Raw genomic sequence first — 16,291 nt, forward strand, 5'->3', positions numbered from 1 at the left:
CATATGGAGCGGGAGACGGGATTCGAACCCGCGACCCCCACCTTGGCAAGGTGGTGCTCTAGCCCCTGAGCTACTCCCGCAAGAATGGTACCGGGGGAGGGACTCGAACCCTCACGGGCAAATGCCCACGAGATTTTGAGTCTCGCGTGTCTACCAGTTTCACCACCCCGGCTAAATTTGGATGAAATCTTACCAAAGAAAACTTAAAAAACGTTGAATCACAGGGGCTTTGTGCCCCTATAATTACTTAGCTTTAGCTACTTCTTCTTTAAGTTTTTTACCTACCTTAAATTTTACAACTCTTTGTGCAGGAACTTTTACAACTTTGTTTGTTCCAGGCACTTTTGCTTCTCTAGCAGCTCTCATAGAAGTAGTAAAAGTACCAAATCCTATAAATGCTACATCATCACCTTTTTTCAAAGCTTCAGTGATGACCTCTAATGCTGCATCAATGACTGCTTGTGTATCTTTCTTAGAAAGACCAGCTTTTTGTGCAACTGCTTGAATAAATTCACTCTTCTTCATGCCCCATCCTTTAATAAAATTTGATTACGCATTAATTCTACAAATTTTTTTTAAAAATTTCAAGAAAAAAGGGAAAAATTTTGCCTATAAAGCTACTTTTTACCGAATTCTTCTCTTTTAAGGAATAATTTTTTGTATAATTGAGCTAAAAAAAGGAAGCTCTTTGCGTACTCTCATATACTTCATAGTAGCTACCATTTTTCTCTATATGGGTGTATCAACAATATTTATGGATTTTCACTTTGTAGGGAAATTGGGCACATCTTTTGGTAAATTTAATAGAGAAACTTTTGGTGCTCTTGCTTTCATCTATCCCTTTTTATTTCTCTATCCACTTTTTATTACTTATAAAAAAAAGCTAAATGCAAAAGAGATGCTCTCTTTTAGTGTGATGCTATTGCTCACATTTTTTACTCTATTACTCATACAAGCACTTCTACTACCAAAAGGGTATGATGGAAAGATTGGTGCTGTAGTTATTGCATTTTTTACACCATTTATTGGAACTATTGGTGTATGGTTTCTTGTAATGCTTCTTGTTGGACTTCTCTATTTCCTTTTTCAACAAGAGATAAAACTTTTGATTCATAAAAAATACACAAAGGAGCGACTCATTATAGATGAAAAAGTTTCGATAAAAAAGGAGAAAATAGAGCCTTTAGAAAATGATCAAAAAGAGCAAGAGAAGAGAGTAGTTCATGAAATACAAAATCAATTGCGAGAGAAAAAGCCATCGATTAAACTTGTCAAAAATCCTTTTGCTTCACAAGAGTCTCAAGAAAATACAGAAATAAAGAAGGTTAAGAAGCAAGTAAAATTAGTAAATGAAAAGGAAAAACTGCAAAAAGCAAGCGGCCTAACGAGCTCATCTGCAACTTCAGTAAAACCAGCCACCAAAGAGATGCAAGAAGCACAAGAGTCATTCAATAAGCGACCTACGCAGGTAAAAATAGTTAGTGAACTAGAAGAAAATAGGAAATTTTTAGAAAGTATTGAGAAAGGGAGTTTTGAAAAACCGCAAGATTTTCTCTTGCCAAAAATTGAGTTTTTACAGCCCCCACCAAAAAAACGTAGCGAAATAAATGAAACTGTTATCGACAAAAAAGTACAAGAGCTCATTGAAAAACTCAAGCAGTTTAAAATTGAGGGGGATGTAGTTAGAACATATTCTGGGCCACTCGTTACAACTTTTGAGTTCAAACCTGCTCCCCATATCAAAGTCTCCAAAATACTCAATCTTGCTGATGATCTTGCTATGGCTTTGCGTGCCCAAACTATTCGGATTCAAGCTCCAATACCTGGTAAAGATGTTGTGGGAATTGAGATTCCAAATGATGAGTTTGAGACGATCTATCTGCGTGAAATTATTGAGAGCGATATTTTTAAAAAGGCGGCTTCTCCCCTCACACTTGCACTTGGTAAAGATATCGTAGGCAAACCTTTTGTGACAGATCTCAAAAAACTCCCACATCTCCTCATTGCAGGAACCACAGGAAGCGGGAAGAGTGTAGGGATAAATGCTATGCTTGTAAGCCTATTGTATCGCAACTCCCCAGACCGCCTCAAACTTATGATGATAGACCCGAAAATGCTTGAGTTTAGTATCTATAATGATATTCCACATCTCCTTACACCTGTCATTACTAATTCAAAACAAGCAATAGTGGCTCTGTCAAATATGGTAGCTGAAATGGAGCGACGCTACAGACTCATGAGCCAATACAAAACTAAAAATATAGAAGGATTTAATAAAAAAGCGAAGAAGGAGGGACTAGAAGAGCTCCCATATATTGTCGTCATTATAGATGAGTTAGCAGATCTTATGATGACGAGTGGAAAAGATGTCGAGTACTCTATTGCTCGTCTTGCACAGATGGCACGTGCAGCAGGTATTCATCTCATAGTGGCAACACAGCGTCCAAGTGTAGATGTGGTAACAGGGCTAATTAAAGCAAATCTACCTTCACGCATCAGTTTTCGTGTGGGACAAAAGATCGATAGTAAAGTTATTCTTGATAGCATTGGCGCAGAATCTTTGTTAGGTCGCGGTGATATGCTCTTTACACCTCCTGGATCGACTGGACTCATAAGACTCCATGCACCATGGATCAGTGAAGAGGAGATCGAAAAAATCGTCGAATTCCTCAAAGCCCAAAGAGAACCACAATATGATGAGAAGTTTTTGGCTGAATCTTTGGAATCTGGCAGCAGCAACGGGGGAAGAGCAGACAATGATGAACTCGATGAACTCTATGAGGAGGCCAAAAAGATAGTTTTGAGTGAGAGAAAGACATCTATAAGCTATTTGCAAAGACGATTGCAAATAGGCTATAACAGAGCTGCAAGGATTGTAGAACAGCTGGAAAATATGGGAGTCCTCTCTGCTCCTAACGCAAAGGGAAACAGAGAGATTCTCCTATGAATGTTACGTAACTATACAATCACTAAAATTGAGTGTTTCTAATAGTAACATAAGCAAAAAGTATTGCTATTATTGAGTTAGAATATCAAAAACAAATCGAAAAGGATGTGTATGAAAGATTTCGTCAAGAAGTTAGAAGAGAAGCTGTCTCATCTAGAAAAAGTGCTAGCAAAAGAGAAGAGTAAAATCGCAGAAGTCGAACAAGCACTCAAAGCAAAAAAAGAGGAGATTGCAAAAATCGAAGAAGAGATTATTGTAGTCTCCAAAGAAATAAAAGAGCACGAACACAGAATCCATGAGATTCTTGGAAAGCTCAAAAGAATCCAAAAAGCAACACTACAAGCACAAAATGAGCGTGAAATAGAGATGCTTGAGCGCGATAGAGCAATGCTTATACGCGAACTCCATGAACACGATGAGAAGCTAGCAAAACTCAAGGAGAAATACGAAGAGCTTACAAACAAAGAGATGAAACTTCTTGATGAAGAGATGCAATTAGAAGAGGAGCATAGCAAGCTCTTGCATGAAAAAGAGATGCTTGCAAAAAGAGTCGAGCACATTCTTAATCAAATGCAAAAACAGATCGATCAATTTCGTAAAACAATCAATCTTAAGTAAGGAGAGATTATGGGATTTATAGAAGAGTATAAAAAAGCAGCAGCTGAACGTGAAGCTATGGGTATTCCTCCAAAGCCACTTACAGCTGAACAGGTCAACGAAGTTATAAAACTTCTCAAACAAGTTCCTATTGTAGAAGAAGAGTTTTTGATGGATCTTCTTCTTAATCGCGTTCCACCTGGTGTAGATGATGCTGCGTATGTCAAAGCAGCTTTTTTAAGAGATATCGTACAAGGCCATGCGAAAACTGCAGCGATCAGCCCAAAACATGCAGTAGAGATCCTTGGTACGATGCTTGGAGGATACAACGTAGGACCACTAGTAGAAGCATTGGACCATGAAGATCCCGAAGTAGCACAGGCTGCTGCAAATGCACTCAAAAAAACACTGCTTGTATACGATGCATTCAATGATGTGGTAGAAAAATCAAAAACAAACAAATATGCAAAAGAGGTGCTAGAGTCTTGGGCAAACGCTGAATGGTTCTTCTCTCGTCCAGAACTTCCAGAATCGATCAAAGCTGTCGTATTTAAAGTTCCTGGCGAGACAAATACAGATGACCTCTCGCCTGCAAGTGAAGCATGGAGTCGCAGTGATATTCCTTTGCATGCTCTTTCAATGCTCAAAGCTAAAATGCCAGATGCACAAGAGACTATCAAAAAACTCAAAGAAAAGGGACTTCCTGTTGCATTCGTAGGTGATGTTGTAGGAACAGGATCGAGTCGTAAATCTGGTATCAACTCTGTGCAATGGTGGATCGGCGAAGATATCCCACACGTTCCAAACAAAAGAACTGGTGGTATCATTATAGGTGGTATAATTGCACCTATTTTTTTCAACACTGCTGAAGACTCAGGTGCACTTCCAATTGAAGCTCCAGTAGATAAACTCGAAACTGGTGATGAGATTGAGATTCGTCCATATGAAGGAAAAATCCTCAAAAACGGTGAAGTGGTCAGCGAATTCAAGCTCAAACCAAATACGCTTCCTGATGAGTATCGCGCAGGTGGGCGAATTCCGATGATTATAGGTCGGGGTTTGACTCGAAAGGCACGAGCAGCTCTTGGAATGCCAGAAGAAAATTTCTTCACAAGACCTGAACAGCCAGAAGGAAAAGAGGGTATTGGCTACACTCTTGCTCAAAAAATGGTCGGTAAAGCATGTGGAATGGAGGGTGTGCGTCCAGGTATGTATGTAGAGCCTGAAACCCTTACTGTTGGTAGCCAAGATACTACTGGCGCGATGACAAGAGATGAGATCAAGGAGCTTGCAGCACTGAGCTTTGGTGCAGATTTTGTATTACAAAGCTTCTGCCATACTGCTGCATATCCAAAACCAGCTGATATTGAGTTGCAACATACTCTCCCTGAGTTTATCACAAGCCGTGGTGGTGTGAGCCTCAAGCCAGGTGACGGTGTTATCCACTCTTGGCTTAACCGTATGGTACTTCCTGATACTGTAGGTACTGGTGGTGACTCACACACAAGATTCCCGATTGGTATTAGTTTCCCAGCAGGTTCTGGCCTTGTTGCATTCGCAGCAGTTACAGGAACTATGCCTCTGAATATGCCTGAGTCTGTGCTTGTACGTTTTAGCGGTGAATTGCAGCCAGGAATCACACTCCGTGATCTTGTCAATGCTATTCCATACTTTGCAATCAAACAAGGTCTTTTGACAGTTGAGAAAAAGGGTAAGAAAAACATCTTTGCTGGGCGTATCTTAGAGATCCAAGGTTTGCCTTTTCTCAAAGCTGAACAAGCTTTCGAGCTGAGTGATGCGAGTGCTGAGAGAAGTGCAGCTGCATGTACTGTAGAGCTTGATGAAGAGCCAGTTATCGAATATATCCAATCCAATATTAAACTCATCGAAAAGATGATCGATGCAGGATATCAAGATGCTCGCACTCTAGAGCGCCGTAAGAAAAAGATGGAAGAGTGGCTCAAAAACCCAACACTCATGAAAGCTGACAAAAATGCTGAGTATGCAGCAGTGATCGAAATTGATCTCAATGAGATCACTGAACCAATCGTTGCTTGTCCAAACGATCCAGATGATGTTGCGACACTAAGTGAAGTACTTGCTGACCCCAATAGACCACACAAAATCGATGAAGTGTTTGTTGGGAGTTGTATGACAAACATTGGTCATTATAGAGCTCTAGGTGAAGTGCTCAAAGGTGAGGGACAGGTGCCTGTGAGACTCTGGATAGCACCTCCTACAAAAATGGATGAAGAGGAGCTTATCGAAGAGGGTTATTACTCAATTTTTGCAGCTGCAGGTGCTAGAACAGAGCTTCCTGGATGTAGCTTATGTATGGGTAACCAAGCGCGTGTTCGCGATGGTGCGACAGTTTTCTCTACTTCTACGAGAAACTTTGACAACCGCATGGGTAAAGATGCAAAAGTCTACCTTGGAAGTGCTGAGTTAGCTGCTGTGACAGCAATACTAGGAAGAATTCCTACCAAAGAGGAGTATCTTGAGATTGTACCGAAAAAACTAGCGGGCAAAGAGGATAAAGTCTACACGTACCTCAATTTCGATCAGATCGATGAGAAACTCCTCGATGAGATGATCCATAAATATATCTAATGAGTTGCGCCTCTTGGCGCACTCACTCCTCTATCACATCCCAGTCGCTTTTGATCTCTATCGTAAAATTGCTATCATCTAATGGAATATTTTGTTGCGGATGAGTAAAAAGTATACTGTTTTTGTTTTCTAATTTGTCTGTATAAGTCACTTTTGAAATTTTCCCATTTTTAAGATCGATAAAAATATCATGACCATCATAAAATGCTTTATATTGTTTTCCCTTTACTAATACTGCACTATCCAAAATTGTAAAAAAATTATCCTTTTTTTGCACTCTTTTGACAACTACTTGCTCAAGATCAGGCTCAATAATATAGACTTTTTGATTATTAATGTATATCTCTTTGTAGTTTGGCTTTTTATAGATCCATTTGATACGGAGAGGCTCTTTTGTAAACCACACTTCACCCTCATAGCGAAGAGTTCTGTTTTGGTCATTGATGACAGTTTGAATAAATGGACTGTGAAATGATGCAATATTGATTTTTGCATAGAGATTTGCTATAACTATTGCAAAAAATATGGCAATAAATCTCATAATAACTCCTTCATCTGTTACCGAGATTGTGTTAAAATGCTAACACGAATACAAAAGGATTCACTGTATGATTAAAACTGTAGCACAAAAAGTTTTCGGAACAAAAAATGACCGTGAGCTCAAACGCTATCAAAAACGTGTCAAAAGAATAAATGCATTAGAATCAAAATATGAGAAACTCAGCGACGAAGAACTCCAAAAAGCTTTCAATGATCTGCGCGAACAGATAAAAAGTGGTAAAGCCACTATGGATGAAGTCCTCGAAGACTCCTTTGCAATTACAAGAGAAGCGAGCAAACGCGTACTTGGTATGCGACATTTTGACGTGCAGCTCATAGGTGGTATGGTACTGCACGAAGGGCGCATTGCAGAGATGAAGACAGGTGAGGGTAAAACCCTCGTAGCAACGTTGGCAGTAGCTCTCAATGCAATGACAGGCGAAGGTGTCCATGTAGTTACAGTCAATGATTATCTTGCTAAACGTGATGCTACGGAGATGGGTAAACTTTATGAATTTTTGGGGTATTCCACAGGTTGTCTTACAAGCGATTTGCAAGATGATTTTGAGAGAAAAAAGCAGTATGAGTGCGATATCACTTATGGGACAAACAATGAGTTTGGTTTTGATTATCTACGTGATAACATGAAATACTCCATCGAAGAGATGGTACAGCGTGGGCATAACTATGCAATCGTCGATGAAGTGGACTCCATCTTGATAGATGAAGCAAGAACTCCGCTTATTATTTCAGGTCCCACAAATAGAAAACTTGATAATTATGTAAAAGCTGACCAAATAGCTAAGCAGCTGCAAAAAGATGTCGATTTTACTGTCGATGAAAAAGATCGCGTTATTCTTCTTACGCAAGAGGGAATTGCAAAAGCAGAAAAACTCTTTGGGGTAGATAATCTCTATAGCCTCGAAAATGCGATTTTGGCACACCATCTTGACCAAGCCCTCAAAGCTAACTACCTCTTCCAAAGAGATGTAGATTATGTAGTCAAAGATGGTGAAGTTGTCATTGTAGATGAATTTACAGGACGGCTTAGTGAGGGGCGACGTTTTAGTGAAGGACTGCACCAGGCATTAGAAGCCAAAGAGGGTGTTCAGATACAAGAGGAGAGCCAAACTCTTGCAGAAATTACATTCCAAAACTACTTTCGGCTTTATAAAAAGCTTGCAGGTATGACAGGAACTGCACAGACTGAAGCGACTGAATTTGCTGAAATTTATGGTCTAGAAGTAATCTCCATTCCAACAAACAGACCAATCATTCGTAAAGACCTTGATGATCTCATCTTCAAAACAGAGCGTGAAAAGTTTGAAGCGGTAGTCAAGAAGATAAAAGAACTCCATAAAAAAGGGCAGCCTGTTTTGGTGGGTACTACGTCGATTGAAAAAAATGAGCTCTTGCACAAAATGCTCAAAAAAGAGAAGATCCCCCATGCAGTTCTCAATGCAAAGCACCATGAACAAGAAGCACAAATCATCGCACAAGCTGGTAAAAAAGGTGCTGTGACAGTTGCAACTAACATGGCTGGACGTGGAGTTGATATTAAAATAGATGATGAAGTAAGAGAGCTTGGAGGCCTCTATATTCTTGGGACTGAACGTCATGAGAGCAGACGGATTGATAATCAGCTAAGAGGTCGTGCAGGGCGTCAGGGAGATCCTGGTGTTAGCCAGTTTTATTTAAGTCTCGAAGACAATCTGTTGCGGATTTTTGGCGGTGATCGCATCAAGAGTATTATGAATCGCCTCGGAATCGAAGAGGGCGAGCATATCGAATCCAAGATGGTCACCCGTGCAGTAGAAAAGGCACAGAAAAAGGTAGAAAACCTCCATTTTGAATCACGTAAACATATCTTAGAGTATGATGACGTGGCAAATGAGCAGAGAAAAACTATCTACAACTTCAGACGCCAACTCCTCGATCCAAATTTCAATATAGATGAAAAAATAAAACAAAATAGAGAAGAGGTAGTCGAAGCAGTACTCCACGATGCACAAATTTTTGCAGAGATGCCAAAAGAGGATTTTGATGTTGAGAAACTTGCAAAAGTTCTCACTGAAGAGTTCCATACTCCGTTTAGTATAGATGAGCTCAAAGATAAAGAGTATGATGAGCTAAAAAGGTATATTATTGAAAAACTCGAAAAGAGTTACGAAGAGAAGATGAGTGCATTGGTACCAGAGCAAAAAAGAGAGATAGAAAGAATTTTGTATCTGCAAGTTCTTGATAATGCTTGGAGAGAGCATCTTTATCAGATGGATATACTCAAAACTGGTATAGGCCTTCGCGGCTACAATCAAAAAGATCCTTTGGTAGAGTATAAAAAAGAGTCATACAATCTCTTCTTAGAACTTATTGATCGTATAAAAAAAGAGGCTATAAAAACACTCCATCTTGTGCAGCTAAGAGATGAAGAGCAAGAGGAGGAGATCAGAAGACTAGAAGCTGAACTTGCCAAAATGGATGAGGAGATCAAACAGAGTGCGCAACTTTCTCATCCATCAGCAACAGAGGGTGAGAAAGTCAAACCACAAAAAAAACCAGCGCGCAATGAGCCATGTCCTTGTGGAAGTGGCAAAAAGTATAAACACTGCTGTGGCAAAAGTGGTCCAAAAAAAGGAGTCTTGGCTAATAGTGCCACTGCATGATGGATAGAAAATTTGTCAACTATATAGTTCGCCGCTACTTACGATTTGACAAAGAGCAGCCCTTTATTTTTCTTTCTGCTCTTTTAGCATTTTTAGGTATTTGCATAGGAGTTATGGTACTTATCATCGCTATGGCAATTATGAATGGCTTTGACAAAGAGTTTGAAAAGAAACTCTTTACAATGAATTATCCTCTCACCATCTATCCTCGCTACGCTCTCACACTCGATGCTTCTTTGCTTGATAAACTCGAACGCAAATTTCCTCAGCTAAAATTTAGTCCGTATATATCTAGCAATGTTATCTATAGAAAGGGTGAAAAGCTTGAAGGTGGTGTCGTATTTGGCGTTGATTTTACAAGAGAGCTACAGATCAATGAGGTACTACGCAAAAGCGTTGAAAAACCGGTCAAAAAATTTGAGATAGTTGTGGGCAAAGGGCTCTTTGATGAGTTCTACCTCGTTCCTGGTGAGAAGATTTTTTTGATTTTTACAAAAACCGAGCCGCTAGGACTGCAAATCTCACCGCTTTTTAAGAGATTTAAAGTAGCAGGCTCTTTCCGATCAGGCCTTATAGCATACGACAAAGCATACTCATACACGACACTAGCATCACTGCAAAAAGTACTCCAGCTTCCACCCCACAAACTTAGCGGTATACATGTCTATGCGAAAGATCCCCAAAAAGAGATACAAAATATTCAAAAAGAGCTCCCCAACAATGTAGCTATTATTGGATGGTGGCAACAAAATGGCAACTTCTTTGCAGCACTTGCTATGGAAAAGAGATCACTTTTTATAGTGCTTATGCTCATTATCCTCATTGCTTCACTTAATATTGTAAGCTCACTCCTTATGACTGTAATGAATCGTCGTAAAGAGATAGCGCTTCTTATGAGTCTTGGAGCCACAGCTAAAGAGATAGAGCAAATCTTTTTTCGGCTTGGAGCTATTATAGGAGGAGTGGGGATAATTTTTGGGGTGATTCTAGGATTTTTAGGCATTTTTATTCTTAAAAATTTCGATATTATCAATCTTCCTGCGGATGTCTACGGCACAACAAAACTTCCTGTAGATTTAAGCAGTGTCGATTTTGCATCGATTGTATTAGGTGCGATTGTTATTATCATATTCTCTTCCCTTTACCCAGCAAAAAAAGCTACGAAAACACAGATTATTAAAGTTTTACGGAACGAATAGTTATTTGAAAATCTCTAGTGGCAAGGTCAATGTCCTCTTCATGATATTAAATGGAGCTTTGACAGTATCTTTGACAAGATTGGTTGTTACTTTTGGGTTGTTCAATGGCCCACTTAGTTCCACTTTTGTAGAGATTGTTCCCTCTTTTCCAAGAAGAATGTATCCAGCAAGTGGAATTTTGTTGACTACGTTGCTAATTCCTTGCAAAGCTTGCAGATCTAAGAAGAGTTTGAGATTATTTTGAGCAAAATTAATTACACCATATCCTTGCATGATGATAGATTTTCCTTCAACTCTCAGTGATTTAATTGAGAGAATTGAGCGAGGCATGTTATAAAGAAATTTTACCTTTGCATTTTGCACATACATACCTTTTGTGGAGTAGCCTGGATCCGAAAAAGTAAGAAGCGCTGGAACAGTATTGAGAAAAGCAAAGAGGTTGTTGAGAGCTTTGAGATCTTTGATGTAAGAGTTTTGGAGAATAAGCTCTCCGTCTATAGCATTTTTTGGCCCTTTTGCTTCTATATTTGCTACTCCTTGTGTGAGATAATTTTTACCAAGAAGAGAATTGATGAAAAATCCGCTGAGATTTTTTGCCTTGAAAGAGACGTTGTCACGACGCTCTTTATAAGAGACGAAATTTTTCATATAAGTAGATTGAAAATGGAGAAAATCTCTATTTTTTATAAGCTCCGCTTTTTGTGAAAGGAGTGTATGTGATGTGTGAAAAAAGTTGCAGTTTTCAAAAGTTACTTTTAATGGCATTTTAATTTCTGATTTTTCACTTCTATTTATATCGGTAATATTCAGATCTATATTCTTAAGTTGTGCTTCTATCCTCTTTGCAATCATGATATGTGCAAAGTCATTGACATCTATTTGTAGCTGTTTGTTTTCGAGTACGCCTTTTAGAAAAAAACTATCAATATATTTGCTATGATGCACAATAATAGTATTTGGTGCGAAGAGTTTTCCACTAAAAGATATGTTTTTGTCCAAAATGATCCTCATTTGGCCATATTGGATATTAAACTTCTTTAAAGGCATGGAATATGAGCGCAGAAGTGCAAGATCATTAATGACAACGATTTTGCTCTTTTTATTGAACTTTATAAGCGTATCTAATTTTTTGAGATAGAGTTGAGATTTACTTAGATCAAGAGTTACAATTTCATCGAGATCTTGTATATCCAAAAGAGAAAAGTTCTTCTCTTTTATATTAATAGAGCTTTTCTTAGCAAAAAACTTCCCTTTTTTCTTTTTAAAATCTATATAACCTTTGAGATTGGTCCTGATAATTGGTTCTATTACACTGTGAGCTTTGTCTATGAAAAAGATGTTATCTTGTAATTTCATATGCGCATCTTTGAGTACAATATCAATCCCATGCAGATTGATAATGGATAAGGAGGTATCAAAAACCCCATTTATATGTAATTTGAAATAGTGGAAATCTAACTTGAGCTCTACCTTTGCATCGATCTCTCCTTTTTTTTGATAAAGGGGCAAGTCAATTTTGTAAACATTGAGAAGTTTTTGGATCTTTGCATCGACAGGTGTCTTTGCTTTTATTGATATATCTATATAGCTACCTCGTTTTCCAAGAGCATAAATCCTCACTTTTGTTCCATCTAATTTTTTATCAAGATAGCGAGGTTGTACGAAGCTAAAGTAGAGATTGTCATTTTTTAGCTCCATTATGATCTGTTTTGCTCTGGCTGGTGGTAATTTTTGGTGAAACCTAATAGCTGCATTGGTGGCAATCGCAACTGCCTGAAATTTATTGAGATCTAACTTTTTATTAAGATCGATACTCCCAGAAAAACTCTTGAGTCTATACTTTTTGGCAATAATTTTATATGCACTCCACTCTTTAATACGCCTATCAAGAGCTGTTTTTTCCAAGATTTTTCGTAAAGTATCATTTGAAAATGGTTTCGAGGAACCTTGAAGGTATATCTTGTTTTGAAAATATTTTATATACAAACTCCCTTTTGCTTGTGAGATTTTGTAAATAGTACTAATTTTCATAAATCCGTTTTTCTCTATATATCCGACACCTTTAAGTAAAAAGTCATATTTTTTAATGAGCAATTTATTGATATACAATAGCGTTATGGTTGGCTTTTGTTTCAATGATAGATCCATCGCAATATCATCACTGAATAAATAGAAGTGGTTATAGGAGTAGTGAAATTTGTAGTTGCTATTTCCAACTATAAGTGATTTTATTACAAGTTTTTGAAAATAGTGCTGGATATAGAATGGGAATTGAAGAGAGCGTGTAAGTGAAAAAGGCTTTTTGTCTGATTGGGAAAGTATAAGCTTATCTACTGATACAATCAATTTTTTATCAAGTTTAAGATACAATCTCTCAATCTTAGTATTACCAAACGTAATGTTTTGTAAGTAAATGCCTTGTGTAAGAGCCCAGTAACCAAAAGCAAGAAGGATCACAATGGCCAAAAAGGCACTCAAAAAGATAATTTTAATTTTTGAAGCAATTTTAATTATCATAACACTACTATGTATCTATCTTTCCCAAACTATCAAAATTGAGGATCAAACACTCTATATCCCTCGAGGCTCTATTGCAAAGATTATAACACACCTTCAGACTCGCAAAGGATTGCCTCTTACAAAAATTGATAGATACATACTATCCTTTATTGGTAAACCGCAACACGGATGGATAACTGTTCAAAAAAAACGATTGACACACTATGATTTTCTTGTTGCACTCACAAGATCAAAAGCAGCTCTAGAATCTATCAAACTGATACCTGGTGAAACAACTTACAATATACTCCATTCATTAGCTAAAAAAAAGAAAATCTCTTATAAAGTGTTACTTTTTGAATATAAAAAGTGGGCGCCGTATCCTGAAGGTGTCTTTTTCGCGAATACATATTTTGTGCCAGTTGGTATGGATGGTAGAAAATTGATACACTATTTAGTGCAAAAAGGTTTATTGCAACATAAATATATAGCAAAAAAATATCTTGGAAGTTACAACCAAAAAATCTGGTTCGAAAGAGTTGTGACAATTGCTTCAATTATTCAAAAAGAGGCCGCAAATAAAGAGGAGATGGCAATTATAGCTTCAGTGATATACAATCGACTACGCCGCAAAATGCCTCTACAGATGGATGGTACACTCAATTATGGAAAATTTTCGCATGTTCGTGTAACTCCTCAAAGGATAAGGAAGGATTTAAGCAGATTTAATACATATAAATATTCTGGATTACCGCCATTTCCCGTCTGTATAGTTTCACTCGATGCGATAAAAGCAGCAATCAAACCGGCCAAAACTGACTACCTCTATTTTGTCAAAAGCAAGGATGGCCTGCATATATTTAGCAAAACTTATAAAAAACATTTGATGCACATAAAAGATGTGCAAAAATGAAACAAATACCTGCATTAACACTCTTTTCACCATAGTTTGAGAAAAGATAAAACTATAAATTGTTACTATTTTTAATATAAAAACTACTATAGGAGTGAAAATGAGAAAAGCAAAAGTTGTATGGACTAAAATTGATGAAGCACCAGCTCTGGCCACATATTCATTACTTCCAATTGTGAAGGCCTTCACAAAAGATGCAGGTATCGATATTGAACTGCGAGATATTTCACTAGCAGGAAGAGTGATTGCTGAATTTAGCGATAGACTTCCTGAAGATAAAAAGCAAGCAGATGAACTTGCATACCTTGGTGAGCTCGTGCTCAAACCAGAAGCAAATATTATTAAACTTCCAAATATTTCAGCTTCTATTCCTCAGCTTGTCGCAACTATTAAAGAGTTACAAGCTCAAGGATACGATATTCCTGATTTTCCTGAAGAGCCAAAAACTGCTGAAGAAGTAGAATTGAGAAAAAGATTTTCAAAACTATTAGGTTCTGCAGTCAACCCTGTGCTTCGACAAGGAAACTCTGATAGACGCCTTAGCAAGGCTGTAAAAGAGTATGCAAAAAAATTCCCGCATAAAATGAGAGATGTCAGTCCTGATAGTAAGAGTTATGTTGCACATATGGAGAAAAATGACTTCTATCAAAATGAGCAATCTTTCATTAGTGATAAAGATCAAACTGTCAAGCTTGTTTTTGAAGGAAAAGATGGCAAAACTGAAGTTTTGAAAGAGGTAGATGTAAAAAAAGGCGAAGTCTTCAGTGCATCTTCACTCAACAGAAGAACATTGAGAGACTTCTATGAAGCAGTAATCAATGATGCAAAAGAGAAAGATATTCTCTTCTCTCTCCATGTAAAAGCGACAATGATGAAAATCTCAGACCCTGTGCTCTTTGGCGATGCTATTCGAGTATACTTCAAAGAGCTTTTTGATGAGTTTGGAAAAGAGCTTGAAGAGATCGGTTTTGATCCAAACAATGGGCTAGTTGATCTTGAAAATAAACTTTCTAAACTTCCTGAAGGTGTACAAAAAGATATCAAGGATAAAATTCAAGAGATTTTACAAAAAAATGCTCGTATGTACATGGTAGATAGCGATGCAGGTATTACAAACCTCCATGCACCTAACGATGTAATCATCGATGCTTCTATTCCTGCAGTTATCAAAAATGGTCTGCAAGGATGGGGACCAGATGGCAATACAGCTGATACTGTAATCACTGTTCCTGATAGAACTTATGCAAGAATGTATAAAGAGATTGTGTCTGATATTGTCAAAAATGGTCAGTTTGATCCAGCAAAAGTTGGAACTGTGCAAAATGTTGGTTTGATGGCGAAAAAAGCAGAAGAGTATGGAAGTCACGATAAAACATTCTTCCCGCCAGAAGATGGATATATCAAAACAATCGATGAAGATGGTAATACTTTGATGTGTCATGAAGTAGAAGAGGGAGATATCTGGAGAGCATACAGCGCAAAAGATGAAGCTGTTGTCGACTGGGCAAAACTAGCCGTGAGACGCGCAAAAGAGAGCGGATATCCAATCGTTTTCTGGCTTGATAGCAACAGAGCACACGATGCAAATATTATCAAAAAAGTTGTCGATGTTCTAAGAGATGAAGATCTCAGTGGTGTTGAGTATCACATCATGGCTCCAGAAAAAGCGATGCGCTATACTCTTAGAAGATTTAGAGCAGGTGAGGGTACAATCAGCGTAACTGGTAACGTTTTAAGAGACTACCTTACTGACCTTTTCCCAATTATCGAAGTTGGAACAAGCGCAAGAACACTCTCTATCGTTCCACTTCTTGCAGGTGGTGGTGTATTTGAAACAGGAGCTGGCGGTAGTGCTCCAAAACACGTTGAGCAGTTCTTGAAAGAGGGGCATCTTAGATGGGATAGTCTCGGTGAATTCATGGCACTAGTTGAATCACTCAAACTTGCAGTAAAACAAGGTGCGAGTGAAAAAACTACAATTATTGCTGATGCATTAGATAGGGCCGTTGGAAAATATCTCAACAACGATAAAACTCCAAAAAGAAAGGTTGGTGAGCTTGATAACAGAGGAAGCCACTACTATCTTGCTACTTACTGGGCCGAGGAACTTGCAAACTCTGGAGATAGTGAACTTGAAGCTAAATTTGCTCCTGTTGCGAAAAAACTCCAAGAAAATGAAGAACAAATTCTTGCAGAAATAAGAGCCGTTGAAGGAAAACCGACTGATATTGGCGGCTACTACCATCCAGATGACGCGAAAGCAGAAGCTGCTATGCGCCCAAGCAAAGTCTTCAACGAAATTATTGATAATATATAAAAATTC

10 protein-coding genes and 2 tRNA genes are annotated in these 16,291 nt (G+C 38.1%); 7 read left to right on the forward strand and 5 right to left on the reverse strand.

Going from position 1 to position 16,291, the window contains the following annotated elements; translation table 11 throughout:
* Positions 1–4: 4 nt before the first annotated feature.
* The 3 genes from JG734_RS04750 to JG734_RS04760 form a co-directional block, all read right to left on the reverse strand.
* Positions 5–80 (reverse strand) — tRNA-Gly (locus tag JG734_RS04750).
* 5 nt (positions 81–85) lie between these two features.
* Positions 86–172: transfer RNA gene (locus JG734_RS04755), tRNA-Leu, on the reverse strand.
* Positions 173–243: 71 nt separating this feature from the next.
* Positions 244–525: an HU family DNA-binding protein gene (locus JG734_RS04760; protein ID WP_201333885.1), complete on the reverse strand. Its 282-nt coding sequence runs from the start codon at positions 523–525 to the stop codon at positions 244–246.
* A 208-nt stretch (positions 526–733) separates the two neighbouring features.
* Between JG734_RS04760 and JG734_RS04765 the strand changes: the two genes are divergently transcribed.
* From JG734_RS04765 to acnB, 3 genes are all read left to right on the forward strand, one after another.
* The gene (locus JG734_RS04765; protein ID WP_370583632.1) at positions 734–2,947 is read left to right on the forward strand and encodes a DNA translocase FtsK; all 2,214 of its coding nucleotides are present in this window, start codon (positions 734–736) and stop codon (positions 2,945–2,947) included.
* 111 nt (positions 2,948–3,058) lie between these two features.
* On the forward strand, positions 3,059–3,565 hold the full coding sequence (locus JG734_RS04770) for a hypothetical protein (RefSeq protein WP_201333886.1): 507 nt from the start codon (positions 3,059–3,061) through the stop codon (positions 3,563–3,565).
* Between the two features lie 9 nt (positions 3,566–3,574).
* A complete protein-coding gene (gene acnB, locus JG734_RS04775) occupies positions 3,575–6,154 on the forward strand; it encodes a bifunctional aconitate hydratase 2/2-methylisocitrate dehydratase (RefSeq protein ID WP_201333887.1) in 2,580 nt (859 codons plus the stop codon).
* Between the two features lie 22 nt (positions 6,155–6,176).
* On the opposite strand, the gene lolA is transcribed toward acnB, so the two are convergent.
* The gene (lolA, locus tag JG734_RS04780) at positions 6,177–6,695 is read right to left on the reverse strand and encodes a LolA-like outer membrane lipoprotein chaperone (RefSeq protein WP_201333888.1); all 519 of its coding nucleotides are present in this window, start codon (positions 6,693–6,695) and stop codon (positions 6,177–6,179) included.
* Positions 6,696–6,762: 67 nt separating this feature from the next.
* On the opposite strand from lolA, the gene secA reads away from it, so the two are divergent.
* Positions 6,763–9,357 carry a preprotein translocase subunit SecA gene (gene secA / locus JG734_RS04785; protein ID WP_236586795.1) on the forward strand — a complete coding sequence of 865 codons (2,595 nt, stop codon included), beginning with the start codon at positions 6,763–6,765 and terminating at the stop codon, positions 9,355–9,357.
* Positions 9,357–10,556 (forward strand): ABC transporter permease, encoded by a 1,200-nt coding sequence (locus JG734_RS04790; RefSeq protein ID WP_201333917.1) that lies wholly within the window; start codon positions 9,357–9,359, stop codon positions 10,554–10,556. The genes secA and JG734_RS04790 overlap by 1 nt, the downstream gene beginning before the upstream one ends.
* On the opposite strand, the gene JG734_RS04795 is transcribed toward JG734_RS04790, so the two are convergent.
* Complete coding sequence (locus JG734_RS04795) at positions 10,557–13,073, reverse strand: AsmA-like C-terminal domain-containing protein (protein ID WP_201332167.1); 2,517 nt, start codon at positions 13,071–13,073, stop codon at positions 10,557–10,559.
* Here JG734_RS04795 and mltG point away from each other — a divergent pair.
* Both mltG and JG734_RS04805 read left to right on the forward strand, forming a co-directional pair.
* Positions 13,015–13,968, forward strand: a complete 954-nt coding sequence (mltG, locus tag JG734_RS04800) for an endolytic transglycosylase MltG (protein WP_201332168.1) — start codon at positions 13,015–13,017, stop codon at positions 13,966–13,968. The genes JG734_RS04795 and mltG overlap by 59 nt on opposite strands.
* 100 nt (positions 13,969–14,068) lie before the next feature.
* A complete protein-coding gene (locus JG734_RS04805; protein ID WP_201332169.1) occupies positions 14,069–16,285 on the forward strand; it encodes an NADP-dependent isocitrate dehydrogenase in 2,217 nt (738 codons plus the stop codon).
* Positions 16,286–16,291: the final 6 nt, after the last annotated feature.

Origin of the sequence: Nitratiruptor sp. YY09-18 (assembly GCF_016593235.1) — a bacterium.
Lineage (GTDB): Bacteria > Campylobacterota > Campylobacteria > Campylobacterales > Nitratiruptoraceae > Nitratiruptor.

Bases quoted from the DNA above. Each gene is read 5' to 3' on its own strand.
- JG734_RS04760 (WP_201333885.1), bottom strand. From the start codon at position 525: ATGAAGAAGAGTGAATTTATTCAAGCAGTTGCACAAAAAGCTGGTCTT.
- JG734_RS04765 (WP_370583632.1), top strand. From the start codon at position 734: ATGGGTGTATCAACAATATTTATGGATTTTCACTTTGTAGGGAAATTG.
- JG734_RS04770 (WP_201333886.1), top strand. From the start codon at position 3,059: ATGAAAGATTTCGTCAAGAAGTTAGAAGAGAAGCTGTCTCATCTAGAA.
- acnB (WP_201333887.1), top strand. From the start codon at position 3,575: ATGGGATTTATAGAAGAGTATAAAAAAGCAGCAGCTGAACGTGAAGCT.
- lolA (WP_201333888.1), bottom strand. From the start codon at position 6,695: ATGAGATTTATTGCCATATTTTTTGCAATAGTTATAGCAAATCTCTAT.
- secA (WP_236586795.1), top strand. From the start codon at position 6,763: ATGATTAAAACTGTAGCACAAAAAGTTTTCGGAACAAAAAATGACCGT.
- JG734_RS04790 (WP_201333917.1), top strand. From the start codon at position 9,357: ATGGATAGAAAATTTGTCAACTATATAGTTCGCCGCTACTTACGATTT.
- mltG (WP_201332168.1), top strand. From the start codon at position 13,015: ATGGCCAAAAAGGCACTCAAAAAGATAATTTTAATTTTTGAAGCAATT.
- JG734_RS04795 (WP_201332167.1), bottom strand. From the start codon at position 13,073: ATGATAATTAAAATTGCTTCAAAAATTAAAATTATCTTTTTGAGTGCC.
- JG734_RS04805 (WP_201332169.1), top strand. From the start codon at position 14,069: ATGAGAAAAGCAAAAGTTGTATGGACTAAAATTGATGAAGCACCAGCT.